The sequence below is a fragment of the Verrucomicrobium sp. GAS474 genome (assembly GCF_900105685.1).
Taxonomy (GTDB): domain Bacteria; phylum Verrucomicrobiota; class Verrucomicrobiia; order Methylacidiphilales; family GAS474; genus GAS474.
This window is the reverse complement of sequence record NZ_LT629781.1, coordinates 714,866-739,132: the sequence shown is the minus strand read 5'-3', so window position 1 is coordinate 739,132 and position 24,267 is coordinate 714,866. Positions and strand designations below refer to the sequence as shown.

The window sequence follows — 24,267 nt, the reverse complement described above, 5'->3', positions numbered from 1 at the left end:
TGGCCGGTGTTTTTCGTTCTGAACCGGCACGTTTTTAACCCCGTGCCCCTACCGAAAGGATAAAATGATGAAGAACTGGACTGTAATGACACTGTGGATTCTGGCTTTAGGCGCGATCGGCTTTTCGCCCTTGAGCGCCACGGCGGCCACCAGCGCCGAAGACCAGAAGACGATCGATCAGCTTGTCAAAACCTATCCCCTGGACACCTGCCCCGTTTCCGGGAGCAAGCTGGGGCAGATGGGGCCGCCGGTCGATTATCTCTACAAGACGAAGGTGGACGGGAAGGACTCCGTCCGGTTGGTCCGCTTCTGTTGCCCGGCTTGTCCGGCCAAGTTTGCCGCCGCTCCCGAAAAGTATTTGCCGATTATCGACGCCGCGATGAAGAAGAACCCCGCTCCGGCTCCCGGCGTGAAGACTTCCCAATCTTCGGGCTGCGCGATGGGGAGCGGCTGTTCCATGTAGGGAATCGTTGAAGGGTACCCTCGCTTGGCGGCGCGTCTTGGGCTAAAGACAAGCAGGGTGCCCAAAGAAATGAGGCATCCATCCACACGGAGACTTAAATCATGAAAAAAAACCAACCTCTGAGCGATCTCTTGAAGACCTGGCAACCCTCCACCGAATTGCCCCGGGACTTTCAGGCGGAAGTCTGGGATCGCATCGCGGTGCGGGAGGAAAACCGTCAGGCCCAATGGTGGAATCGTGCCGCCCTCTGGCTGGCCGAGGGGTGGCGGCAGCCGCGCTTTGCGGTTTCCGTGGCGGGAGTGGTGCTGGTGACCGCCCTATTGGCGGGGCAGATCCAGTCCCAGGTCGCGAGTTCCCGCGAGTGGGACCGGCTGGGGACGAGCTACGCCCTCTCCATCGATCCTTACGCCAAGGCGCAGATGAAGCTGAGGCCCTGACGATGAAGCGGCTCTTCGTATTAGCCCTGCTCCTGGGGATGGCCGTCATGGTGGTCTGGTCGATCAGTTATCGGCTGGGCATGCATCCTACCCGCTCCCTGGTCGAGTCCCGGGATGCGGAGCTGGAATGGCTGCGCCACGAGTTCAAGCTGGACGACCGACAGTTCGCCGAGATCAAGCGTCTTCACGGGGCCTACGACCCCGAGTGTGACGCCTTATGCCAGCGGATGATCAAGGCCCAAACGAATTTTGAGGAGCTTGTCGGCAAGAACCAATCCCTCACGCCGGAACTTGCCCAAGCTCTCAGGGAAGTCGCTCAAGTGCGAGAGGCGTGCCAAACGGCCATGCTGCAAGAGATTTACCGCGAAGGCCAGGTCATGAATCCCGACCAGCGGCAACGCTACTTGAAAGTCATGGAACCCCATGTCTTGCGGCCTGAGTCGCGGAATTCCGAAACGCCTCTTCTCCCCTGAGCCATGGTGCCGGAACTCGAAGACGCAGACAACGCGGCCATGCGGCGCCTGAGCGAAGGCGACGACTTGGCGTTGAAGGAGATCATGGACCGCTGGCAGCGACCGATGACCCATTATCTTTTCCGGCATCTCGGGCGGGAGCATGACGCTGTCTCCCTGGCCCAAGAGACCTTCGTGCGGGTCTACGAACAGCGCGGGCGCTACAAGCCCACGGGAAAATTTGCTACTTGGCTCTTCACTATCGCGACCAATCTCTGCCGCAACCATGTCCGCTGGCAGGTCCGGCACCCGACGGTTCCCCTGGGGGTCGAGGCCGACGGGGAAGACTCGCCACGGCAGGAGCCGGTCGATCCGGGGGCGACCCCCTCCGAGACGGTCCTTGCCCGCGAAAAGGCAGCGGCTGTCCAAACCGCGATCACCTTACTGCCTGAAGACCTACGGACTGCCGTTCTCCTGTTCGAATACGAAAATCTCGGCCACGAGGAAATCGCACGGGTTCAGGAATGTAGCGCCAAGGCCGTGGAGATGCGCCTGTATCGGGCCCGGCAGCTTTTGCGGGACCGGCTAAGGGCATTTTTCGGGCCGGATGAAAAATCGGGCAACAAGGGCATTTGAACACTGGTCCGAAAGCTGCTATGAACCCCTTGATGCCTTGGCGCACCTCACTTTCCTCCGTCTGGATCAAGGGACTGATGCTCTCCGCGTCGGCCCTTCTGTTGCTGACGATCCTGACATCGGGCTATTCCCTGGGCATGTGTTCCATGGCCAAGGCTTGCCACGGGGAATGCTGTCCCTGCTCGCAGGGTATGTGCATCGCCGATACGACGGAACATCAGGTCGTGATCGAGCCGGGCATGGTGCCTTCGCTCCGGGTGGACTTCCTTTCTCTCTTTGCGGCGGTGCCCTGGCATGCTCCGGCTCTGACCGTTAGCTTGCCGCATCGGTATGAGGTGGGTCTTCTGGCCGATCCCGGTCGATTCCCAAGCGGCCCTTCGCGCCCGCAATTGAGCGTCTGGCTCATTTGATTCCCCCCGCCTCCCGATAGGAAGGCCTTCCGTTTATCTCCTTTGCAGGACGCCGTCATGGTGGCGGGTCCGCTGCGGGTCAAAACGGTTCTGCGCCTTCCCTCTCCAAGGAGATCCACTCGGTCTCCCTTCCACTTCAACCGTCGATCACGTTATGAACCCCCCATTTTCCATGAATCAATCCGATAGCCAGCCCGCACCTCCCTTACCGAGGCGCCGATTCCTTGCCGGTGCCGCCGGTGCCGTCGGCACTCTTCTTTTCTTCGGCTGCACGAAGGCCGGAGAAGGATCGGCCAAGAAAGATCCGAACGTCGACTACTACACCTGCACAATGCACCCCAGCGTCCGTTCGCAGGACCCGAAGGGGAAGTGCCCGATCTGTGGCATGGATTTGGTGCCGGTCCTGAAGAGCGGAGCCAGCGCCGTCGCAGGGACAGCGGCAGCCGCCGCACCGGAAACCAACGCCTTCGATATTCCGCCGGAACGGCTCCAGGCCATCGGCGTGAGTTCCGGGGTCGTGGCGAAGCAGGAAATACAGCGTCCCCTGAGCGCTCCGGCCAAAGTGGGCATCGATGAGGCCGGGGTGCGGGACGTCAACGTCAAGAGCGGCGGTTATATCGTCAAGCTCTACGCCGGTTACGTCGGCAAACCCGTCATCGAAGGCCAGCCCTTGATGACGGTGTTGGTCGAGGGATGGATCGACGCTCAACTCGACTACATCAAGGCCTACCGATCCTACGCCCGGACCTCGGACGGTGGCATGAACAACACGAACAGCCGCCTTGTCTTCGAGCAGATCGAGCGGATGAGGAAGGGACTGCGTGTCTGGGATCTTTCCGAATCTCAGATTTCCGATCTGGAAAAGTTCGCCGTGCAGATGTCGGAAACCGACCTGCGTTCCGGCAAGGGTCTCAAGGGCACCTTCGACGTCCTTTCCCCGGTCAGCGGTCACGTCATGGAAAAGACCTCGACCGAAGGGATGCGTTTCGAGGCGGGGCAATCCCTCCTGAAGGTCGTCGATCTTTCCACGGTGTGGGTCCAGGCCGATTTCTCCGAAGATCAGGTGCGCTACGTCAGCCCGGGCCAGGACTTCCGGATTCGGTTCCCTGCCTTTCCCGAGGAGGCCATCACCGCCAAGGTCGACTTCATCAATCCCCATCTCATGGAAGAGACCCGGCGGCAAACGGTCCGTTTCATCCTTCCGAATCCGGGCCACCGGTTCAGCCCCGGCATGTACGCCACGGTCGAGGGGAGCCAGGCGCTCGGCACGAAGCTCGCGGTGCCCGCGAGCGCGGTGATCCCGACGGGCCGACGCTATGTCGTCTTCCTCGACCATGGAGGCGGCAAGCTCGAGCCCCGCTTCGCCGATCTCGGGGAAAAGTTCGGAGACTTCTACGAAGTCCTTTCCGGGCTGTCCGAGAACGACCGGGTCGTCACCAGCGCAAACTTCCTGATCGACGCCGAAAGCCGGGTGCAGGGAGCCCTCAAGACCTGGGGCGAGCGGCAGTCTTCCGATGCGATGCCTGACGCTGCCGGGGCGATGAAACCGTAACGGAAAGAACGTTATGATCGAAAAAATCACCGATTGGAGCGGTAGGAACCGCTTCCTCATCTGCATCCTGGTCTTCTTGGGAGCGGTTTGGGGCGTTACGGCTCTCCGTCACACCGCCCTCGACGCGATTCCCGACCTCTCCGACGCCCAGGTCATCATCTACACCGATTGGGAGGGCCGCAGCCCCTCGCTCGTCGAGGACCAGATCACCTATCCGATCTCCAGCCGTTTCATCTCGGCACCGAAGGTCAAGTTCGTCCGGGGCGAATCGATGTTCGGCAAATCGTTCGTCTACGTCATCTTCGAGGACGGGACCGACATCTACTGGGCCCGTTCCCGGGTCATCGAATACCTCAACTCGGTGCGCGGCTCCCTTCCTGAGGGAGTGAATCCGACGATCGGTCCCGACGCCACCGGTGTCGGCTGGGTCTACGAATACGCCCTGGTCGACGAAAGCGGCCACAGTAACCTCGCCCAACTTCGCAGCTTCCAGGATTGGACCCTCCGTTACGCGCTCGCGAGCGTGAAGGGAGTCTCCGAGGTCGCCACGGTCGGCGGCTTCGTGAAGGAATATCAGGTCAACCTCGATCCGAACAAACTCCTTTCCTACCACGTCTCCCTCAACGACGTCATGGACGCCGTCCGCAAGAGCAACCAGGACGTGGGAGGCAAGACCCTCGAAGTCTCGACGACCGAATATTACGTCCGAGGCCGGGGCTACCTGAAATCGACCCGGGACATCGAGAAGATCGCGGTGAAGACCGATGCGGGAGGAACGCCCATTCTCGTCAGCCAACTCGGTACGGTGACTCTCGGCCCCGATCTTCGTTATGGTGCGGCTGAACTAGACGGGAAAGGCGAGACCGTCGGCGGCGTCATCGTCATGCGTTACGGAGAAAATGCCCTCCGGGTGATCGACGGAGTGAAGGAAAAGCTGAAGCAGCTGGAACCCTCCTTCCCTCCGGGACTCAAGATCGTCCCGGTCTACGACCGCTCGAAGATCATTCACCGTTCGGTCGATACCCTGCGGGAGAAGCTGCTGGAGGAGAGTATCATCGTCAGCCTCGTCTGCATTGTCTTCCTTTGGCACTTCCGCAGCGCCCTGGTGGCGATCATCATGCTCCCGCTGGCGATCCTCCTTTCGTTCGTTCCCTTCCAGCATCTCCATCTTACGGCGAACATCATGTCGCTCGGCGGCATCGCCATCGCGATCGGCGCCATGGTCGATGCGGCGATCATCATGATCGAGAACGCCCACAAGTTCCTGGAGCGGGCCAGGGAGGAGAATCACGGGAAAGAACTGACCAACAGCCAGCGGGTCGAAGCTATTCTGGCGGCTGCCCGATTGGTGGGCCGCCCGCTCTTCTTTTCGCTCTTGGTGATTACCGTCTCGTTTGTCCCCGTCTTTTCGTTGGAAGAGCAGGCAGGACGTCTCTTCAAGCCCTTGGCCTATACGAAGACCTTCGCCATGTTCTTCGCCGCGCTCCTCTCCATCACCCTCGTGCCGGTCCTGATGGTCTGGTTCATTCGTGGCAAGATCACCCCCGAGGCGGAGAATCCGGTGAACCGCTTCCTGATCTGGATCTACCGGCCTTTGGTCGATTGGGTTCTCCGTTTCCGCAAGACGACCATTCTCCTGTCGGTGATCGCCCTGGCTTTGACGATCATTCCGGTGATGAAGCTCGGTTCCGAGTTCATGCCTCCTCTCAACGAAGGAGATCTTCTTTACATGCCGACCGCTATTCCCGGCATCGCTATCGACGAGGCCATCAAGGTGTTGCAGGGGCAGGACCGCATCCTGAAAAGCTTCCCCGAGGTCGAGACCGTCTTCGGGAAGGCGGGGCAGGCCGAAACCTCGACCGATCCCGCCCCCCTCTCGATGTTCGAGACAACGGTGCAGCTCAAGCCCAAGGAGGAATGGCGCAAGGGAATGACCTGGGACAAGCTCGTCGAGGAAATCAACCAGAAGACCAAGACCCCCGGCATGGCGAACGTCTTCTGGATGCCGATCCAGACCCGGACCCAGATGCTGACGACCGGGTTCCGCTCCAACCTCGGCATCAAGGTATTTGGAAAGGATCTCGACGGGATCAACCGCGTCAGCACCGACATCGAGAAGGCTCTCAGCGATCTTCCCGATACGAGAAGCGTCTTTGCCGAAAGAACGACGGGAGGGCGCTATCTCGACATCACGACCGACCGGGACGCCATCGCCCGTTACGGCTTGAAAATCGAGGACGTGAACACCGTGGTCGAGTCGGCCATCGGCGGCAATACGGTTTCCCAAACCGTCGAGGGACGGGAACGATACCCGATCAGCGTCCGGTTCGCCCGGGACTTCCGCGACAACGTGGAGGCTATCAAGCAGATTCCCGTAGCGACCCCCTCCGGCGCTCAAGTCCCCTTGTCGACGCTGGCGCAGATCACCTTCGAGAGCGGCCCTCCAGAGGTGAGAAGTGAAAACGGCCAGCTTGTCGGCTTTGTCTTTGTCGATACGACGGCCACCGACATCGACGGCTATGTCAAAGCCGCCGTGCATCGCATCGGCGAAAGGGTGTCGTTCTCGCCCGGCTATTACATTGAATGGGCCGGATCGTTCCAGTCCCTCCAGCAGGCGAAGCAGACGCTGCTCTTCGTTGTCCCGATGACCCTGCTCATCATCTTCGTCCTGATCTATCTGAACACACGTTCGGCAGCGCAGACCTGCATCGTCCTGCTGTCGGTCCCCTTTTCATTGATTGGGGCCTTCTGGCTGATCTACCTGCTGGATTACAACCTAAGCGTCGCGGTCTGGGTCGGCCTCATTGCCCTGGCCGGGATCGACGCCGAGACCGGTGTGGTGATGCTCCTCTATCTCGATCAAGCCTATGACGAGCGGAAGGCGCGAGGGCAGATGAATTCGATGGCCGATCTCTTTGCCGCCGTAAAGGAAGGAGCCGTGCAACGCATCCGCCCGAAGATGATGACGGTCTGCGCGATTCTCTTCGGCCTGTTGCCGATCCTCTGGAGCGTCGGGACCGGAGCCGACGTGATGAAGCGCATCGCTGTGCCGATGGTTGGCGGCGTCATCACCTCGGCGGTTTTGAATTTGCTGCTTTATCCGGTGATTTATGTGCTTTGGAAAGGCAGAGAAATCACACCAAAAAATCCGCATGCCTAAAAAATAACCAAGTAAAAATTACTTCAATGGTTCTTATGAATTCTTCGGCGATTTTTGGTTTTCCAATGAGTGACGATCGCATTGGAAGCCTTTGCAAGCCAAATGGGATTTTCTCGAAGAACGTCTATTTCAGAGACTGAGAAATATTTACAACCATTCGCCGCAGGAGTACCCAATGGTTTAAGTAACTTGGCCGCCATCAACACCGGTATCTCATGGGGAAGAAATCCAAGAAACCAAGCGGTTTCTTCCGCATTCAGACGGGCAGGGGACCGTCTCAAGTTCAAAAACTGCTGCCTTTCGGGGTGCATAGCAGGGTAGTATAATATTGTCTATTTAATGGGATAAATAACTTTATGGTATTACCAAGTAATACCCTAAATATAATTCCCGATGGGAACGTTTATGTTATTATGTTCTCCATGCTCCCAGTCAATCCAACTTCCGTTAAATATCCGCCTGAGATGCGGAATCGTGCGAAGAGAGATGCTGACCTTATTGGATATACTTTCGGAAAATATGTCCGCGAATGTATGGCTATGGTCGATAAGATGATCGAATCCGACATCTTGGAATGGCCGCAGTTGGTTCAAATCCTCAAAGTGGCGCGCAGTCGCGACGTGCGGGATCAGGGGCCGCCAGCCAACAATGACCCACTTCCTAATAGGAGTCCAAACGGAGGGTAAAAAGGGGGAATGCAAATAAAATCCCATATTCATAAACTCCATGAAGCCAAAAATCGAGAGTGGCTTCCCATCCAAGGAAATATGAACCGCCCCGGACTTCCGGGGCGGTTCTTTCGTTTCAGGCCGCGAGACTCGCCTGGACTCCCTGTGACGGGGAAAAGTCGAGGCGACCGCGCATCTTCACGGCCTCGTTCACGAACGCGATCTCCTTGTAGATCGGATTCACGTCCTTGATCCGGGCCTCGATCTTCTCCCGCATACCGGGGTTCTGATCGATCCACTGCTTCACCTGGGGCATCTGCTTCTCGACGAGACGCATCTGATCCTCGTACTTGTTCAGCTTGGCGAGCATGATCGTCCGCACGGCCCGTTCCGGATCTTCCCGAACCAGTTTGCGATAGTATTCCGTCGCCTTCTGGTTCTCCTCCATGAACGAGGTCAGCTTCTGATCGACCTTCTCATTAATCCGGGGAGCGCGGCCTTCCGCCTCCTCGGGAGCCTCTCCCGCCGGGGAAGAGGGCTGATTCTTCAACTTCAATGCCATATCGGCCTCCTGGGTTGGATGCGCCTGGCCATTTCTTTAGCGTGTGGGCCGGGACGCCTTTCTCACACGAATCGTTCAGTTCTGAAAATCGGGTGATACTTCGCTGGGGATCGGAACTCCCACGATGCTGCGGAGGGCCAGGTCGAAGTGGCCGACCATCTCCTCGGCCGTCATCGAGGAAAGCGCCATTACCATGAGGGTGCGGGCGTCCGGGGAGCGCCCCAGCGGGGCGAGATGCGTGGTCAGTTTTTCGGCGGCCACAAAGTATTCGCGGGCCACGTCGTCCGGTATGGGCAGGGTGATGATCATAGAGGGGTCTTTGAGATGAGTTAATGCCACAGCTCCCACCACGCCTTCCGGGGGGGCGGAGTCTTGTCGGCTTGGGTTTTCAGGACATCGAGCTGGGCTTGCTGGTCGGCCACCTGACGCCGCAACGCCTCGTTCGCGGCGGCAGCGGCCTGAGCCTTGTCGGCCTCGGTCTTCATCCGATCGATTTCCTGCGAAAGCCGGTCGTTCTGTTCCGCCGTTGCCTGAAGAAGCTGGTTCTGTTGCTGGATCTTCTGTTCCAGTTCCCCGCTCAGGGCTGCTGTCTGCTTCGCCGGATCGGCGACCGCTACGGTCGGCCCGAGGGGGACGGCGGTCGGGGCGTTGGGATTGAGATTCCAGCGAGGAGGCTGCTCGGCTCGGTAGATCGTGTGGGCCTCGTGAAGGACGTAGGGATTGTTCGGGTCTTCATAACGGCCCACGGGGTAGGCCTTCAGGGCTTCGCTATACCGGACATTCTCCGTGTCCTGAAGGTCGAGCGCGGTTCCTGCGACCTGATTCTCCCGAATGGGGACCGTTGTTTCGGTGGGGGTGGTGCTGCACCCGGCCAGCGCGACCAGGGGGAGGGAATAGAGCCATTTCATGGGGTGGGGGATTTCGTGGGTGAATGGGTCAAGGACTCGGCCTTGTGAGCCTTCTCCTGATCGAGGGTCTGCATGACGTAGAGATAGAATTGCTTCCCGGCAGGCACCCGGACGTAAAAGCCGTTCTGCTTGATCGAATCGGCGATTTGCTGGGCGTATTGGTTCAGGACGGCACTGGTGCCCTGGAGGGCTGCGTTCTTCGGAGAATCGAGAGGGCTTTGTTGGTATCCGCCCGTCATCGGATTGAAGATGTTCTGGTTGTCCTGAAGCCCGCCCGCCGCTGCACTCAGGAAGGTGGCTGCGAACAATTTGATCTCCGCCCAGTTGTCGCTCTTGATGAGATCGCCCCGAAGGCCGGCGGAGCCGTCGGTGATGGCCCAGCGTCCGTTGGCGTAGTCCCGTTCCATATCGAGAGCGAGTCCGCTGACGACCAGTTCGGCCCCGTTGAGCTGATCGGTCGTCCGCCAGACGATGTACCACTGGTTGTCGCTGGCGATCCGCTCGCGGGAACGATCGGTGCGGGCTTTGCCGTGGACTTCGGCCCCTGCCGGGATGACGAGCCGCCCGTTGTGATAGACGTCCTCGGTGACAAAACCGATGATCGGCGTCTCAATCTTGGCCGAGTCGATCGTAATGACCGTCTCGCAGGGAATGAGTCGCCCGTAGGGGGCATAGGTGTCCGAGACCTCCGCCCCGTCTGGGCCGCCATCGTAAAGGGTGATCGGGAGGCGGGCAGGTGGCTTAGGAGCGGCTTTGGAGACTCCGGGAAGGCTCAGTATGTCGGGAAGCTTCAGGGGCGTTCCTTCTCGGTTCACCGTGATGGGATGATCCTGTGCCGCTGCTTCCTTCGCTGGGAGTGTCGGAGTCGATGCGGAGGTAGCCGCGGAGGTTCGCAACCCGTAATAGAGTCCCCCGGCCACCGTCACCACGGCGGCGAAAGCGACAAACTGACCGGTCTTCGTCTGGAAGAAGTCGAGAAATTGGCGGGCGCTGATCACGCCTCCATTCCATCACGGAACGAACTTTTCCCTCAGCGTGCGGCAGGCGAGTAAAAGAGGATTCAGGCGAGCAGTGGGCTTGCGCGGAATCTAGGTGCCGTTTTGCCCTCGTCGCTGGCGCAAGCGGACTTCCTCGATCAGCAGGGGAATCGTCGCCTCGGGGCCGTCGAGCATTTCGAGGATGCCCTCGACGCAGAGGCGCACGATGGCTTCAGGCGTCCGATCCAGATCGGTGGATAGGTGGTCGAGACGTTTGCGGAGGGGTGGCGGTATAAGCGTATCGTCGCGGAGCGCCTTCCGCAGCAGACCGACGATGGCCTTGGATTGATCGGCGTAGGTGCCGTTTTCTACGAGGGCCAGGATACTTTCCTGAACGTCCGCCGGAGCCCAGAAACCTGCCTTGGCCTTAACGAAGGGCTTTTTTCGGGTAGAGGGATCTCCGATTGGTAAGGACTCAGTACCGATGCTCGTTTTCATGGCGTCCAGGGGAAATGGTCTTTGATGTTCTTCCGAGGAACATATTTGGACGTCAAGTCGGCTAAGTCAAGATGTGCTTCAGAAGAGCAAATCCATTTCAAGGAAGAGCCCGAAACGGGAACGGACCCGCGCTCGGGACGGAAAACAGAACGTGATCGGGGCGAAAGTCCGGGCGATCCGCCTCAAATTGACTCCCAAGGCGTCCCTGGAAGACATCGCAGGGCGGCTGGCATCGCAGGGCGTCCTTCTCAGCCGCAGCTCGATCAACAAGATCGAATTGCGTCAGCGGACGGTCAACGACGTCGAAATCATTGCCCTGGCCCGCGCCTTGCGGGTCAAGGTGGCCGAGTTATTCGAGTAGGGGCCTACTTTGTCGCCGCGTCCAACGTGACGGGTGAGGGAGCGCGGGTCACGATGACATTGAACGGATTATCGACTGCGAGGTTGTTCCTTCCTCCGTCCGGCGAGCCCGTCACCGCAAAATAAGCCAGCGAGACGCTGGGCTCGATCTTCTGCGTTTTCGGATCGATCCGCCCCGGAGGCAACACGCCTGAAGCGTCGGGGAGCGAAGTGTAATAGACATTCGTTCCCACCCGTACCGCCAACGTCTGAGGCAGGTAGCAGATTTCCTTATCGCTAGTGTTGTAGAGCAGGAGCTTGAAAATCAGTGTGTCCTCCGGGTCAAACCGGAACACCTCCGCGATCTCGACCTCGAAATCCTTGTACAACATCCGGCGATGGGGCTGTGCCGTGTCGATCTGAGGCAACGCCTCGGGATATTGGCCCTGAATGAGATGATACGCCTTCGCTCGGTCGAGTAGTCCCAGCAGCTTCGTCGGGCCGACTCCCTCCCGCTGTCCCAACTCCGGGCGGGGATCGGTCAGCTGATAGAACGTCACTGCATTGAACGGATGGGGATCGGTCTGGAACGTCAGGACATAGGTGTGTTTGTTCCAGATGACGTTGAGGTGTCCCGTCGCCGCCTCCTGCAACGCCCGAACCGAAAAGTAATACCGTCCCTTCGTGTAATTGAGGAAGACCGGTGCTGAGGCTTCCGGGTCGGTCGTGATCCCGGCCCCTTCCAATGCCGTCAGGGCACTAGGAAACATGATCGTGGTCGGCTCGTCCCTCGAAATGAGGATGGTGTACACCGTCCGGTCATCGAGCGGGAATTGCTTGATCGCCCGGAAGTCGGGCCGGGTATCGGCCCAGACTGAGGTGACGAAGACACACAGCAGAATCAAAGCAGATCGAATTTCCATACAGCGAGGGGGAAGCGACCGTTGGCGGTCAGGTTGGGGTTACGGACGAGGGTGAAGCGGACTTTGAATGCCGGGGCCTCGGGAAACGGCTGGCCGTTGAAGACACCGACGCGAGGGAGCTGCCCTGTCACTTCGACCAGGACGAGATCGTTCCGTGTTTGGAGAATGTCGATTTTCTGAATTTCGACTTTCTGATGGATCTGTTTCGCTGAAAACTCGGCGGCTTGGGCGCTTCGTAATGCCTTCGCTTTTTCCAAGGCATCGGGCAGGTACATCTTCTCCAACAGGTCGGGATAATCGTATCCGGTCGGGTTCTTCTGAAAGAGGGCGAGGCAGGCGAGAATCGCTTGGGAGGTATGAAGCTGGGTGGCATCCTCGAAATTGAGGAGCGGCGAGACGTGAAACGTCCCTGCCTCGTCGAGGATCACGACCCGCTCCCGTGTCCGGTAGGCGGCAATCACTAGATAAGGTTCCACCAATGCGGCAAAAAGAGCGCAGACGGCCACGGCGAACCACATCCGGGCGGCCCAGCCGTGATCGGAAAAGAGACGGACGACCGTAGGAGCGGGACGAGATTGCCGAGGGGGAAGCCCGGCGGGGACGTGGGTGGTGCGGAGGGTATCGGCATTCATCTCAGTAGGAGATCGCAAGCGGGATCTGGTTCAGTTGTTTGACGGCGAGGGCGAAACGGTCGAGAGAAGGATCGGAGGAAGGTGGTGGCTTCTGCGGTTTCACCGGCGCGGATAAGGGCATGAGGGCCGCCTGTTGTGTTGTCCCGAGTTGCGGGGGCATCCCAGATCCAGCCGGTGTTGGGGAAGGCGGTGTCGGTGGCGAGGAGGACGGTCCGTTGCTCGATCCCGGGGTTCCGGGCGACGACGGGCCGGAGGAGGAAGGAGCCGCACCGAGCTTCCCGGACAACAGTCTACTGATGCCTCCCGCCGCCATGCCTAATTCAATCGACTTTCCGACCGACGACGAAAGTGGCGTTCCCGAACAAAAGAGCAACTGCATCACAATCGGCACGGCGAGACTCCCCAGGATGAGCCAGACGGCGGTAATGCATCCGAGGAGAAGCGTGGCCGGAGTGAACTTCGTCGCCGCGCCGTAGGCCAGGGCAAGGGCGCTTCCCGCCGAAATTGGGCCCGTCAGAATCGAATACCCCACCAGATCGACCACGGCGAACCCGATGGGCCAGGCCAGGATCGCCAGCGTCTGTTGGACGTACCGCATCCCCAGCCCCTTCGTGCTTTCCATCGAGAAGAGCGAAAGGGCGATGGGGAGGAACATATAGCAAAGACATTCCATGACGAACTGCCCGATCATCATGGGGAGCTGCACCATTCCCCCGATGCAGACGACGAGCCAACCAAGGGCGAATTGGACCGCCTTCATCAACGAATTCCCAATATCGAGCCAGTTGAAACCGTTGTCGGGCGGTTTGATGAGCTTCATCAGGGCCGAACTGGTCGAAGTAGGGTCGTCGGCAAACTGCGAGCGGATGAGGACGGCGATATTCCAAAACTCGTCCCGAGCCGCGTTGAACCAGACCGGCAGGGTAGCAATAAGACCGCAGAGGACCGCCGCCGTGATGATCGGCTTCATCAGCCCGACGACGTTGCCGTGGCTGGTGCGGGAGGCCCGGACGATGATCGAGGCGGTCAGGACGAAAAAGCAGACGAACCGGAGATCGGTGCTGATCTGCTCCGCCATCGGCTGGAGCGTCGGGACGAAGTCGCTGATTTCCACGGGAAGCTCCTATTTGAAATCCTTCCGGCTGGCGTGGACGTTCCCCTGCCATTTGGAATAGTTGTCGAGCGACACCGACATTTCCTGATCGGCCGACTGGTTCGCGGCGTCGGCTTTCATCTGCCGGTCGTTCCGATTGGAAATGTCCTGAGTGACGAGCTGGGCCTGGGCCGTCCCTTGCTGGTTGTTGAGATCGGCGATCTGCCCGTCGATGGCAGCGACCTTTGCCTGCAATTTCTGGACTTCGGACTGGTTGGTAGAGGACTGGATCTGGGCGAGGGTCGCCGCCTTATCCCGCTGAAGCTGGGTGATTCGGGCCTGGGTGTCGCCGATGACGCTCGTGACATTTTGCGTCTGCTGCTGGATAGCTGCGAACGGCTTGAAAAGATCACCGTTGGCCTGGAAGTCGAACCCGCTGGGGGTCTGAAGGCTGGTGCTGGTGAAGAGGCCACCCGAGGTATTCGTCAACGCCTGGACGCCACTGGCCGTCTGATTGAGAGTCGAGGAAAGCTGGCCCACCGAGGAGGTCAGATTGCTGTCCCCGAGGAGATTGAGGTTCATGCTCCCCGCCGCCGCCAACGGATCACCGATGAAGTTCTTCATCGTCTGAATCTGTTGGATCTGCTGATTGAACTGATCGATCTGGGTGTTGAGGGCCTGGATCGACTTCGCCCATTGGGCCATGTCATCCGAGTGGGCGAGCTGGGCGATAGGATCGGAAACGATGGAGACGGAATATTGGGCACGGGCCGAAGAAACACCTTCCAAAGCGAGGACGGCACCCACAGCCAAAATTGTGAATAACTTCATGGGTTAGTTTTCGATACGGAGGTATTCGGTGGTCGGAACGGTGGTGACACCGTTGGTCGTCGTTCCCCCGGTCGTGAAGGTGTAGTACGACACTCTTGGCTGGGGTTTCGTCTGGAGGGCCTTCTGCTGATTCTGGATGATCCAATATTGCTGCTTCACGGCATCGGAACGGCCCAGGTTGTAATCGGCTGCGCCGTCCTTGGAGGGACCATAGGTCGGTTGGGAGGCGCAACCGCCCAAGCCGCAGGCGGCGACGAGTAAGAGAAGGAGCTTATTTCGCATGGGTGTAAGAGGGTTTCGGGGTGGAAGTCGTGGGCGAGGAGGGACTGTCAAAGAGCGTGTAGAGGCCGACGCCAAGGGCTCCCGCTCCGAGCCCCGTCGCGCCATAAAGGAGATAGGTGTTAAGGGTCGATTTCTTGACCGACGTCGAGCTGACCGTCGTCACCCGATCGGAAAGGGAATTGATCTGCGATTGAAGGGTCTGAGTCGTCGTCGCGGAAACCTGCTTCAATACCGTGAGCTGGGAGGTCAGTGCGTCGATCTGGCTCTGGAGATCGGAACTGCCCGTTTGCACGGTGTTCTGAAGTGCGTTCAAATTCGTCTCCAACGTGGCGATTCGATCCTGAAGCGTGGTGTTGAGGGTCGACAGAGAGGCGATGGCGGAGGTGTTCTGGGCGGTCTGATCCTGAAGGCTCGAAATGGCGGCGTTGATTTGATCGAGCGCCGCCTGGGAGGCCGTTGCATCGTCGGGAATGAAAACGCCGTTGTAGCTGTCCCCTCCTTGGCTGCTGTGCCCTTGGATGTAATAAGTTCCGGCTTGGGAAAGATAGACGACGGCAGTGATGGGGCGGCCCGAGGTGATGTTTGACCCGATGTCAAATTGGGCTCCCCCCATCCCTGCCCCGTTCGCTGCATTGATCACCTGAAAGCCCCAGGAAGAGGAGTCGTCGTTCTTGATGCCATAAACGATGGCAAGCCCCGGTACCGTCGTCGTGAAGCTCACCCCGTCGCCCCCGGCAAACGTGATCATCGAATCGGCATGGGCGAGGACGGGCAAAACCAAAAGGACGAGTAGGCGGAGAAGGTATTTCATACGGCGAGGAGGTGGGGTTCAGGTTCGGGAGCGGAAATATTCCGGATCGTCCCGCACGTCGCGGGTTGCGTCGTCGGGGAGTAGTAGCAGACAGAGGAGAACTTCTGACCGGGGGCCTGCTGTTCCGGCAGGGGGTAGTTCTGAATCGATTCGACCGTCACCTCGGGAAGATGGATGTCCTGGGAAATGTCCTCCAGGTCGGAGCGGTCAAATTGGCGCATGAGGAAGAACTGCTTGCTGTTTCCCATCACCACGGGCCGAATGCGCGTTCCCTTGAACTTGCTGTACTGTTGAACGATCGAAATAGTCCAGCAGTTGAACTTCCGAAGTTGGGCATAGCTTTCGGCGACGATTTTCTCGCCCCCCGGCACGTCGAGGAACCGGGCCACTTCCTCGAAGATGATCCGCTTCCAGAGATGTCGGGGCAGGGTGATGATGTGCTGGCGGGTGAAACCGGAGATGAGGAGTCCCGCCGCTGTCTTCAGTTCGACGGCTTGTTCGGGAATGTATCCCAACTCGAAGTGGGCAACCTTGCCCGTGAGGGAGGTATTCGTCTTCCCGTCGAAGAGCTTTCCGTATTGGCCGCTGGCGGTCCACGCGGTCAGGAGCGTGGCGAGATGGTCGATATCCTCCTTCCGGTGTTCGGGGAACCGGGAGAAGTACATCAGGTCGATCAGCGCCGAATGGGTGGGATAGTCCTCGGGACGGAACGCGCTGTATCCCGCCGCCATGACGAGGCGTTCCGTATCGGGCTCCTTGATGAAACGGGTGATCTCCGATTCGGAGACCCCGGCAACGAAAGACTGCGCTTCGTCGTCATTGGTTGCCGTCCGATCGCGGAGTTCCGCGAAGGCTTCGAGGAAGGTGCTTCCCGTCTCCATCTTTTCCCGCCGCCAACGGTGGACGGCGCACGCCTGACGCTGGATCTGGGGCAAGAGATCGGAATGCTTCCCCGTCCATTCCGCAAAGGTGTCGATGTAAAGTTGGTTGATGTATTGACCGATCTGGGCCTGCCGAAGCTGTTGCTTTTCGGAATCGGAAGATTCTCCGATCATCCGGGAAACGAGCGCCACTGCCGTTGCCAGATGGAGCTGGGTGAGTGGGAGGGCCTGGGTGTCGAGGTAGTTGAGAGTGAGTTCCCCGTCCGGGTGGACGATGATCGGCGACTGGTCGAGGCTTTCGGTAAATCGCTTGTAGGAAAGCCCTTCTTCGACGATGACGTTGTAATCGAAGTAGAGCTGGGTCTGCGCCAGAAGGTCGTCCATGAAGTAGGATTTCCCCGCGCCGGTCATGCCGAGGAGGACGGCGTGCTGGGGCGTCCCGCCCAGGAAGGTGCGGACACCGACGAGATTTCCGTTTGTGCCGTCGTAGAGTGCCTCGGCTTCCTTCAGATGGGCCGTGAAGGTCGATGAGAGCGGCAACATATCGGCCAGATAGCGGTCCTCGGCGTAGAGATTCCGATGCCGATAGCTGCTTCCCGTCCAGCCGGGCCAAGTGGCAAAGAAGAGGCGTTTCGCGGTCGAGGAAAGGGCCGTTTCATAAAGCTGGGCCCCATTCATATTCTGAACGGCGTTCCTCACCGCAGCGCACTTCGCATGGAGGTCGGTCTCCGTGCGATCCCAGACCCGGATCAAGTATTGAACGTCGAACGGGAACGCGAACCCCTGCGCCAGGGAGTCGATCTTCCGCTCCTTCTTCTTCAGGGCGACGGCGATGGACTGCTTTCGCTCCGACTCGAAATCGCCCCGGAGGCGATCCATCGCCTTTTCCTCCTTGCCGATTTCCTGCCGGACAGGGATCGGTTCGATGTTGATCGTGAGTTGGTAATCGAGGAAGGGGAGGCCGGTGAGACGGTGAATGATTCCCGGATAGGTTTTCTGAGGCCACCGCTTGAGGGAGAAGATATTGTGGTAGTGGCCGTCGAGATAGAACCCGGTCTTCTCGCTGATGCCGACGCCATCCCCGTTCCAGCAGAGTTCCTGAATCGAGAGATCGGGGTGGTACAATTCCTCGGGACGGAGATCGAGACTGTCGGCCAAGGTCGGGTTGAGAAAACGAAGGGTGTAGGAGAAATGGTCGAGGTCGGACATGGGCCGCAGCGTCGTCCCGTTCCCGAAGACTGTTCCCAAGGTGGAGCCCAGTTCTCCGAAATCGTTACGGAGCTGCTTCAGCGTGCTGGCGTAGTAATCGGACAGGGCCGCCCGGTTCTTCAACGCGCCGGAATAGCTGTCGATGTCCTGAGAAATGAAGAGAACCAACTGTTCCCGACGCAGGGTGCGGTTCAGCATCCGCTGCCAGTAGCGGGTGAACCGCTCGTTGCGGACGCGGCGCACGTAGGGATCGGCGGTCTTCGCCGTCTCCTCGTAATACCGGGTCAACTCGGCCCGGTAGTCGGAATTACACGTCCATTGGATCTGCGCCCGCTGGCGCGGCCCAAGCGTGGCGAGGAAGATGCGGATCTTATCCTGAAACTCGTTCAGGAGGGAGATCGAGGCGTTGTGGAGGTCGGGCGGTTCCAGCACGAACCCCTTGCTGGCGGTCGAGCCGGTTTCCAAATTCCCGTAAAGGATCAGGTCTTCCGCGAAATGCCCATTGGGCGCTTTGTCGTGGCCTTTCACGAGAGGGGTCTCCGGTGGAGGGTTTGGCCGCGTTGGACGAGCGAGAAGCCCCGCCCGTTGATCCAGAGATCGAACAAGTCGAGGTCGTAACCGGGGGGCTTACTCTGCTTGAGGAGGAGGACGTAGGCGAGCGTTCCCGAAAACGGAACGGCGGCGATCAGGGCGCTGGCAAGCCAGTTCACATGGAACGCTGCGAAGAGGACGAGGAGGACGCCAATCGAGAGCGTTGCCGAGGCCACGACCGGAAGGAACAGGTTTCCGTCGAGGCCCCAGACCGAGCCGCCCGAATCGTCGGCGGCATTGGTATCGGTCAGCCGGAGGTGGGGATGGGTGCCACTCATCAGAACGTGGGGGTGAGGGCACCGCCGCTCAGGCCGAAGATGGCGAAGAGGGCGCCCATGATGGAGGCGGCGGCGGCGATGATGATTCCGGCGATGATCCCGGCCTTGCCGTCGGGATCGCCCTTGCCGATGGCGTTGGCCCCGCCCCAGATCTTCACGACGCCCCAGATGAACCCGAACATGAACATGATCCCGAGGGCCATGTTGAAGCCCTGGCGGAGCTGGCTGGTGCTGCCGGTCGACTGGGCCAGGAAAACCGAAGTGGTGAGAAGGTTGATCGTCACGCTTTCCACTTCATCACGAAAAGCAGCTTCCCCCTCAGCGAGCAGCGGGCGGATAGAAGCGGGTTGAAACGAGCAGTGAGAGATGCCTGTCGATGAGCCGAAAAACCGCGAAAAGCGGCCTTATTTTCGGCCCATGAAAACCACTTCAAACATCGACAAGCTACGGAATCTCGACGCTTACCTGCGGAACAACATCCGGGGACAGGCTCATGTTCTTCCCCGCGTGCAGTCCGTTCTCAAACGAGGGGAACTGGGGCTGGCCCATCCGAATCGGCCCAAGGGATCGTTCCTCTTCGTTGGGCCGACGGGCGTAGGGAAGACGGAAATTACCGTGTGCTTTTCCGATTTCCTCTTTGGGCCGGGCCATTGCCATCGCTTCGATATGTCGGAGTTTCAGAACCAATCCTCCGTGGGGCTCTTATTGGGGCAGAGCGAGACGGAAATCGGGATGCTGGGGCGGGCGTTGGCCAAGGCCGACCGGGGGACGCTTCTTTTCGATGAAATGGAAAAGGCACATCCCTTGGTGCTGGATCTCTTCCTGCAAATCCTCGATGCGGGGCGTATCACCTTGGCAACAGGCGAGACGAGGAGCCTCAACGGCTACTACATCGTTTTCACGTCGAACATCGGGGCCGCCGAGGCGATGCGGATGGAGCATTCGGCACTGGCGACTATCGAGCGAACGGTATTGCGCCGCGTCGATCAAACGCTGCGGCCCGAACTGGTGGCTCGCATCAGTGAGAAGGTGGTCTTTACGCGACTGACGTTTCAGGTGCAGCGGGAGATCTGCGAATTGATGGTGAGTCGGGAGGTGGAGCGATTGGCGAAGATGGGATTCCATTTCACCATCGAGGAGTCGGCCTTGGAGTTCCTGGTCCGCGAGGGCTATCACCGGACGCTGGGGGCGAGACCGATGCGGAATGCTGTGGAACGCCATTTGCAGGACGCCCTCACGGAGACTCTATTGGCCGAGTGCAATACCGCCAGGCGCATCGTCGCCGACCGGGCTCGGGGACGACTGCAATTTGAATAGAAGCGAATCAAAGAGAGCGCGACGGGTGAGGGAGGGTGTGCTTCCATCGGGAATGTTCCCCAACCGAAAGCAATATCGGAGATGGACTCTTCCCGCCCGGCAAGGATGCCTGAGCCTGCTGCTGGCGCTTATCGGCTTCCCCGCCGTGGTCATCGGCTATTTCCAAATGTTCGGCAACGACCAGATCAGCAAGAAGATCCTGGCGGGGCTGGAGGCACAGGTGCGGCCCGACATCGACCTGCATGGTCTGGAAACCAAAGACCTGATCAATACCGGCCCCACACTTATGGGTGTTTTCGTCAACAACCGCGACGCCTTTGCCGATGACTTCCACTGGGCCGTGATCGCGGGGGATGGAAAAACAAAGGTTCCCTTCGATCTTCCGCCCTTTAAGGGGGTGAAGTACAGTTTCAGGCCCGGCAAGACCTTGGAGCTACCGCTCTGTCTCCTCAGCGAGTTCACCAAATTCCTGCCGCCCGCTTATTCGGCGACGACGCTTCGCGCTGTCTATACTCAGGAGGAGATGTGCGATACCACGATCCGCCATGCGTCGGGAACCAGTGTTCCCGTGGTCGTGACCTACTCCTACAAGTCGCCTATGGGAGAACAACTCAACGGGATGCACCTTTTGTATTTCTGCGTCTCCGACTAAGAGCCCCCGTAAAGGCTAGGCTGCGGCGTAGGTCGCCGGAGCCACCTTCTTCGCCTGCTTTTTTCCCGTCCCGTAAAACCAAGCGGAGACGCTGGCTTTGTCCCGTTTCAGCTTCTTGGCGATGGCGTCGATATGGACGCCCTTGCTGTCGGCGGCCTTGAGAAGGGGAAGGATGCCTTCTCCCAACGAGCGGCGCTTGTTCCGGCGAGTCCGCTTCTTTCGTTTCGTGACGGCACTATTTCCGCGCCGGGAGCCGAACGATTCCAGTTTGGCAAACACTGCCTCCAAGTCGGCTTTTAATTGATTGCGCTTGTGGTGAAGGGCGATGAAGGCCGACAGGTCGCGGGATGAGAGGTCGGTTAATCTCATAACGATAATCTAGGTGTAGGGTTGGTTGGGGTAAATGAGAAAGGGGCCTAGCGGCTTCCCTCCTCGATCTGAATGGAAAGAATGCAGGGGCGTTGTCCGGAAGCCTCCGGCCCCTCCTGACGAACCGTCTGGAGGCGTGTTTCATCGAGTGCGTCTATGAGCCGCTTCAAGCCGTGGCCGGTGATAGTCACGAGATCCGGCCCCGCGATGAGAAAGATTGTCTCGGGTGGCCCCGGCTTCCATCGCCACTTCACGATGACGCGATAGGCATAGGAAGTGATGTCCTCCGGCTCCCGTGAGAAGCGCAGGGCGTCGAGGGGAGTGGAGGGAGGGACGATGGTGCCCCACGCCCCCTCCAAGGCATTCTCCGAGGGTGTGGCGATTTTTTGGGAAGTCTTTCCTTTAAGCGACATAGCCGATTCTCTGTTTCGTTGTCTGCTGGGTAACTCGCCGTTGACGCAGAGCCTGGAACGCTTCTGCCGCCTCGACGATCTTCTCGAAAATCTTCCAGCGCCGGAAATGCGATTGCTTCAGTTCCAACGCCAATTGCCGTTCGGCGGGCGTGGCCATCGCTTCGCGCGCTTCCTTCCGGTCGGAGGTGTAAACTATCTGGGTCAGCCGGAATCTAGAATTACTGACGTAAGCCTGCTTCAGGTTCGCTGCCTTCAATGCTTCGTCGGTCATCATCAAAAGTCCTCGATCGACGGTCTTCCCTTGGGCGGCATGAGAAGTCGTAGCGTAGCCGTGGGCAAACTGACGGAAAAATAAAGGGAGCGTTCGTCCATCTTTCAATCGGAGAGAGCCATCGACTCCGAACCCAGCCACTTCGACAATGTCGCCATTCTTCAAGCCGGAAGGCTTGTCGTTGGCCCGGATGAGGAGCTTTTCTCCCAAGGCGACGGAAACCTCCCGGTCCAGGCCCGGCTCGAATCCGGTGATTTGCCCTGGGTTGAAGACGAAGCGTTCCCCGTTGGGGCGGGATACGATGATGCGTCGGTCGATGCGTTCCACGAAACGGAGGAGTTCCCCTTTCTCGAAAACCGCCGCCTTCCGATAGAACTGAAGCACGTCGCCGGGTTGATAATTCCGGGCATCCTTCTTCTCCGCTTTCGTCCACTGGAAGGGAACGAATGCGGTCAACGTCCGATCCTCGCCTTGCAGGAATCCCTCCTCCCTGAGCCGGGTTCGCACCACGCGGCTGAATTGATGGATGTCCGACCAGACCGGGGAAACGGCCAAGCACGAGTGTCCCCGCTGGAGGGTCTTCACGTAATCCTCGGCGGCCTGGGCGAAGAGGAGCGCCGGTTCTCGAATCTGCCGGACCGCTCCGAGCGATTCGAGCTGCTTGAAGGCGTCATACGGCTTCCGCCGGGCGAAGAGTTCGACCGCCTTGCGGTACCCGGGATCGCGTTGCCGGTGAATTTCGGTCAAGGTGGCGAGGTCGATTCCGCCGTATTTCTGCAAAGCGCGGAAGGCATCCCCGGCTTCGACGGAGCCGTGTTGCTTGATGTCCCCCACTAGGAGGAGCCGGTTGCCGTTTCGTTCGGCCAGAGCGCAAAGGGCGTGCATCTGCCGGGTCGAGATCAAGCCCGCCTCGTCCACGAGGATCGTCCTTCCCCGGACTTTCTCTTGCAGGGACGAGTTGACCAGCAGCTGTTGCAAGGTGTCGGCATCGGAAACGAGTTCTTGCCGCAGTATTGCGGCAGCGCCGGAGGACGGGGCGCAGGCGAAGGGGCGCTCTCCGCCCTGCTCGATCCCTCGGACCACTTCCTTGAGGACGGTCGTCTTCCCGGTTCCGGCGTCCCCCTCCAATCCCATGACCCGGTCCCGGCAGTTCAGGATGAAGGCGACCGCGTTGCGCTGCTCGGTCGAGAGCGAAGGGGATAGGTCGGAGACGTCGCCCATCCGAGGGCAACGGTTCCGACCTCGCCGAGCCCAGCCGACGCACTCCCGTTCCAGCCGGAGCATATTGCGGGAGGTGATGCGGCTTCCTTCCCGGAGGAGGTCGCCGGTGGCGATCCGATCCTTCAGAATGATCTTGAAGGCGTCGAGTTCGACATAGCCCCGGCCTTGGACGAGGGCTTCCCGGAGCAATATCCGTTCGTCAGTCACCGACACCCGCTCGAAAAGGTGAGCCTCGGCTTCGGTGAACGCCTGTTCTGGTGAGATGGCAACGGCCCGTTTCGGAATGCCATCGGCACTGGCAATTGCCGCCTTGACCAAGCTCACCGTTTCCCCGGCCTCCTCTCGCCACCGTTGGCGCAGAATCGTGGAATCGACGTGCTGCTTGGAGGCGCGGCTCCGCGAGGCGATTCCTTGCAAGCCGTCCTGGCTCGTGACACCGAGGGATTCGGCCATTGCCTCGATGGCCTCGCGGCGCTTGCTGAATTGCTGGCGCAGTTCCGGGGGTATTCCCCGGACGTGGAAGCCGATGGGTCGGGTTTTCTCCAATTCGTAACCCGCCTCCCGCATTCGCTGGGCCAGCTTGGCGTAGCAGACCTCCCGGAAATAACCCTGATGCGTGAAGTAGCCGAGGGGTTGAACACTCTTCCAGCGGGCTTCCGTCGGATCGTATGTCACGTTCATGATGCAGACGTGGGTATGAAGCTGGGGATCGAGGCTCCGGCTGGCGTCGTGCGTCACGACGGCGGCGACCATGTTGCTGGTCTCGTGATCCTCATCCTGCCCTCGCTTGCGAAGGCGAGTCGCCGTCGTTGCCTCGATTTCGCGGAGCGTATCGCGCACCGCCTCCTCCCACCATCCGGCGATCCGGTCGTCTCCGCCCACCATGTAGGCCAGCGAAACGTCCTTGGGAGCCGAGATCTGACCGAAGTAGCAGACGCGCCGGTCGGCTCCCTTGTTCCGCGCTCCGAGAAGTTTACCCGTCACGGGATGCTTCCCGTCGCAGAGACGGGCGAAGTGTTCTGGATCGACCTGACCGGAAAGCCCGAGCCTTACCGCGCCTTTCCCGTACCAGATCATTTCCGATTGGCCATGCTGGGTCAGGTAGTCGCCCTTCGCCATGTGCTGGGCGAAGTAATTCAGCGCGCCGAGCTTGTTGCGGCAGGGTCGATCAAAACGGACCATGCCTCATTCCTAATCCAAGAAGGGAGGCTCTGTCCAAAAAGAGAAGGTGTTACCTGGTATTACCTTTTGAAAATGCCTTTCCGAAAGAGCATTCGCCTGGACCTAGGAGTTTAGGAGAAGTGACACGCCACCCCTAACGAAGTTAGGCCAGAGGCCATTGCGGGCCGTTCTTTCGTGATTCATCATCGTTTCATGGTAGCTCCGCGATGGTACGGCTTCGTTCGTGATGGTTCCGGTATGGCGCCGTGC

General features: G+C 59.5%; 27 protein-coding genes. 10 read left to right on the top strand and 17 right to left on the bottom strand.

Going from position 1 to position 24,267, the window contains the following annotated elements; translation table 11 throughout:
- The first annotated feature begins 64 nt into the window (after positions 1-64).
- The 7 genes from BLU04_RS03115 (at position 65) to BLU04_RS03090 (ending at position 7,110) form a co-directional block, all read left to right on the top strand.
- Complete coding sequence (locus tag BLU04_RS03115) at positions 65-463, top strand: hypothetical protein (RefSeq protein ID WP_093282088.1); 399 nt, start codon at positions 65-67, stop codon at positions 461-463.
- A 131-nt stretch (positions 464-594) separates the two neighbouring features.
- Complete coding sequence (locus BLU04_RS16250) at positions 595-900, top strand: hypothetical protein (RefSeq protein WP_157895065.1); 306 nt, start codon at positions 595-597, stop codon at positions 898-900.
- Positions 901-902: 2 nt separating this feature from the next.
- Positions 903-1,373 carry a periplasmic heavy metal sensor gene (locus BLU04_RS03110; protein WP_157895064.1) on the top strand — a complete coding sequence of 157 codons (471 nt, stop codon included), beginning with the start codon at positions 903-905 and terminating at the stop codon, positions 1,371-1,373.
- Between the two features lie 3 nt (positions 1,374-1,376).
- Entirely contained in the window at positions 1,377-1,988 is a 612-nt protein-coding gene (locus BLU04_RS03105) for an RNA polymerase sigma factor (protein ID WP_093282083.1), read from the top strand.
- A 20-nt stretch (positions 1,989-2,008) separates the two neighbouring features.
- On the top strand, positions 2,009-2,398 hold the full coding sequence (locus tag BLU04_RS03100; protein WP_093282081.1) for a hypothetical protein: 390 nt from the start codon (positions 2,009-2,011) through the stop codon (positions 2,396-2,398).
- 172 nt (positions 2,399-2,570) lie between these two features.
- Complete coding sequence (locus BLU04_RS03095; protein ID WP_157895063.1) at positions 2,571-3,950, top strand: efflux RND transporter periplasmic adaptor subunit; 1,380 nt, start codon at positions 2,571-2,573, stop codon at positions 3,948-3,950.
- Positions 3,951-3,963: 13 nt separating this feature from the next.
- Complete coding sequence (locus BLU04_RS03090) at positions 3,964-7,110, top strand: CusA/CzcA family heavy metal efflux RND transporter (RefSeq protein WP_093282076.1); 3,147 nt, start codon at positions 3,964-3,966, stop codon at positions 7,108-7,110.
- Between the two features lie 804 nt (positions 7,111-7,914).
- Here BLU04_RS03090 and BLU04_RS03085 read toward each other — a convergent pair.
- The 5 genes from BLU04_RS03085 to BLU04_RS03065 all read right to left on the bottom strand — a co-directional run bounded on the left by BLU04_RS03085 (position 7,915) and on the right by BLU04_RS03065 (position 10,723).
- Positions 7,915-8,340 carry a hypothetical protein gene (locus tag BLU04_RS03085; RefSeq protein WP_093282073.1) on the bottom strand — a complete coding sequence of 142 codons (426 nt, stop codon included), beginning with the start codon at positions 8,338-8,340 and terminating at the stop codon, positions 7,915-7,917.
- Positions 8,341-8,415: 75 nt separating this feature from the next.
- Positions 8,416-8,649 carry a hypothetical protein gene (locus tag BLU04_RS03080; protein WP_093282071.1) on the bottom strand — a complete coding sequence of 78 codons (234 nt, stop codon included), beginning with the start codon at positions 8,647-8,649 and terminating at the stop codon, positions 8,416-8,418.
- A gap of 20 nt (positions 8,650-8,669) precedes the next feature.
- The gene (locus tag BLU04_RS03075; protein WP_093282069.1) at positions 8,670-9,248 is read right to left on the bottom strand and encodes a hypothetical protein; all 579 of its coding nucleotides are present in this window, start codon (positions 9,246-9,248) and stop codon (positions 8,670-8,672) included.
- A complete protein-coding gene (locus BLU04_RS03070; RefSeq protein ID WP_157895062.1) occupies positions 9,245-10,063 on the bottom strand; it encodes a TrbI/VirB10 family protein in 819 nt (272 codons plus the stop codon). Before BLU04_RS03070 ends, BLU04_RS03075 begins: the two co-directional genes overlap by 4 nt.
- 273 nt (positions 10,064-10,336) lie before the next feature.
- Positions 10,337-10,723: a hypothetical protein gene (locus BLU04_RS03065; protein WP_093282064.1), complete on the bottom strand. Its 387-nt coding sequence runs from the start codon at positions 10,721-10,723 to the stop codon at positions 10,337-10,339.
- 73 nt (positions 10,724-10,796) lie between these two features.
- On the opposite strand from BLU04_RS03065, the gene BLU04_RS03060 reads away from it, so the two are divergent.
- Positions 10,797-11,084 carry a hypothetical protein gene (locus BLU04_RS03060; protein WP_157895061.1) on the top strand — a complete coding sequence of 96 codons (288 nt, stop codon included), beginning with the start codon at positions 10,797-10,799 and terminating at the stop codon, positions 11,082-11,084.
- 4 nt (positions 11,085-11,088) lie between these two features.
- Here the strand turns inward: BLU04_RS03060 and BLU04_RS03055 are convergent, their stop codons facing one another.
- The 9 genes from BLU04_RS03055 to BLU04_RS03015 are packed head-to-tail and all read right to left on the bottom strand — an operon-like array spanning position 11,089 to position 18,877.
- Entirely contained in the window at positions 11,089-11,985 is an 897-nt protein-coding gene (locus BLU04_RS03055; RefSeq protein ID WP_157895060.1) for a hypothetical protein, read from the bottom strand.
- Positions 11,964-12,617, bottom strand: a complete 654-nt coding sequence (locus BLU04_RS03050) for a hypothetical protein (protein WP_093282055.1) — start codon at positions 12,615-12,617, stop codon at positions 11,964-11,966. Before BLU04_RS03050 ends, BLU04_RS03055 begins: the two co-directional genes overlap by 22 nt.
- Before the next feature lies 1 nt (position 12,618).
- Positions 12,619-13,731: a hypothetical protein gene (locus BLU04_RS03045; RefSeq protein WP_093282052.1), complete on the bottom strand. Its 1,113-nt coding sequence runs from the start codon at positions 13,729-13,731 to the stop codon at positions 12,619-12,621.
- Between the two features lie 9 nt (positions 13,732-13,740).
- Positions 13,741-14,541, bottom strand: coding sequence for a hypothetical protein (locus tag BLU04_RS03040; protein ID WP_093282050.1), 801 nt, complete (start codon positions 14,539-14,541; stop codon positions 13,741-13,743).
- Positions 14,542-14,544: 3 nt separating this feature from the next.
- On the bottom strand, positions 14,545-14,823 hold the full coding sequence (locus BLU04_RS03035; protein ID WP_157895059.1) for a hypothetical protein: 279 nt from the start codon (positions 14,821-14,823) through the stop codon (positions 14,545-14,547).
- Positions 14,813-15,634: a hypothetical protein gene (locus BLU04_RS03030; RefSeq protein ID WP_093282044.1), complete on the bottom strand. Its 822-nt coding sequence runs from the start codon at positions 15,632-15,634 to the stop codon at positions 14,813-14,815. The genes BLU04_RS03035 and BLU04_RS03030 overlap by 11 nt, the downstream gene beginning before the upstream one ends.
- Positions 15,631-18,252 (bottom strand): hypothetical protein, encoded by a 2,622-nt coding sequence (locus BLU04_RS03025; protein ID WP_093282042.1) that lies wholly within the window; start codon positions 18,250-18,252, stop codon positions 15,631-15,633. Before BLU04_RS03025 ends, BLU04_RS03030 begins: the two co-directional genes overlap by 4 nt.
- Positions 18,249-18,593, bottom strand: coding sequence for a hypothetical protein (locus BLU04_RS03020; RefSeq protein WP_093282039.1), 345 nt, complete (start codon positions 18,591-18,593; stop codon positions 18,249-18,251). The genes BLU04_RS03025 and BLU04_RS03020 overlap by 4 nt, the downstream gene beginning before the upstream one ends.
- Positions 18,593-18,877, bottom strand: coding sequence for a hypothetical protein (locus tag BLU04_RS03015; RefSeq protein WP_157895058.1), 285 nt, complete (start codon positions 18,875-18,877; stop codon positions 18,593-18,595). The genes BLU04_RS03020 and BLU04_RS03015 overlap by 1 nt, the downstream gene beginning before the upstream one ends.
- A 133-nt stretch (positions 18,878-19,010) precedes the next feature.
- Between BLU04_RS03015 and BLU04_RS03010 the strand changes: the two genes are divergently transcribed.
- Positions 19,011-19,910: an AAA family ATPase gene (locus BLU04_RS03010; protein ID WP_162274619.1), complete on the top strand. Its 900-nt coding sequence runs from the start codon at positions 19,011-19,013 to the stop codon at positions 19,908-19,910.
- Positions 19,911-19,962: 52 nt separating this feature from the next.
- Positions 19,963-20,562 (top strand): hypothetical protein, encoded by a 600-nt coding sequence (locus BLU04_RS03005; protein ID WP_093282032.1) that lies wholly within the window; start codon positions 19,963-19,965, stop codon positions 20,560-20,562.
- 15 nt (positions 20,563-20,577) lie between these two features.
- On the opposite strand, the gene BLU04_RS16245 is transcribed toward BLU04_RS03005, so the two are convergent.
- From BLU04_RS16245 to mobF, 3 genes are read right to left on the bottom strand one after another with little or no spacing between them, the layout of a single operon-like run.
- On the bottom strand, positions 20,578-20,931 hold the full coding sequence (locus BLU04_RS16245; protein ID WP_157895057.1) for a hypothetical protein: 354 nt from the start codon (positions 20,929-20,931) through the stop codon (positions 20,578-20,580).
- A 47-nt stretch (positions 20,932-20,978) separates the two neighbouring features.
- Positions 20,979-21,344 carry a hypothetical protein gene (locus BLU04_RS03000; protein ID WP_157895056.1) on the bottom strand — a complete coding sequence of 122 codons (366 nt, stop codon included), beginning with the start codon at positions 21,342-21,344 and terminating at the stop codon, positions 20,979-20,981.
- Positions 21,334-24,018 (bottom strand): MobF family relaxase, encoded by a 2,685-nt coding sequence (gene mobF, locus BLU04_RS02995; protein WP_093282027.1) that lies wholly within the window; start codon positions 24,016-24,018, stop codon positions 21,334-21,336. Before mobF ends, BLU04_RS03000 begins: the two co-directional genes overlap by 11 nt.
- Positions 24,019-24,267: the final 249 nt, after the last annotated feature.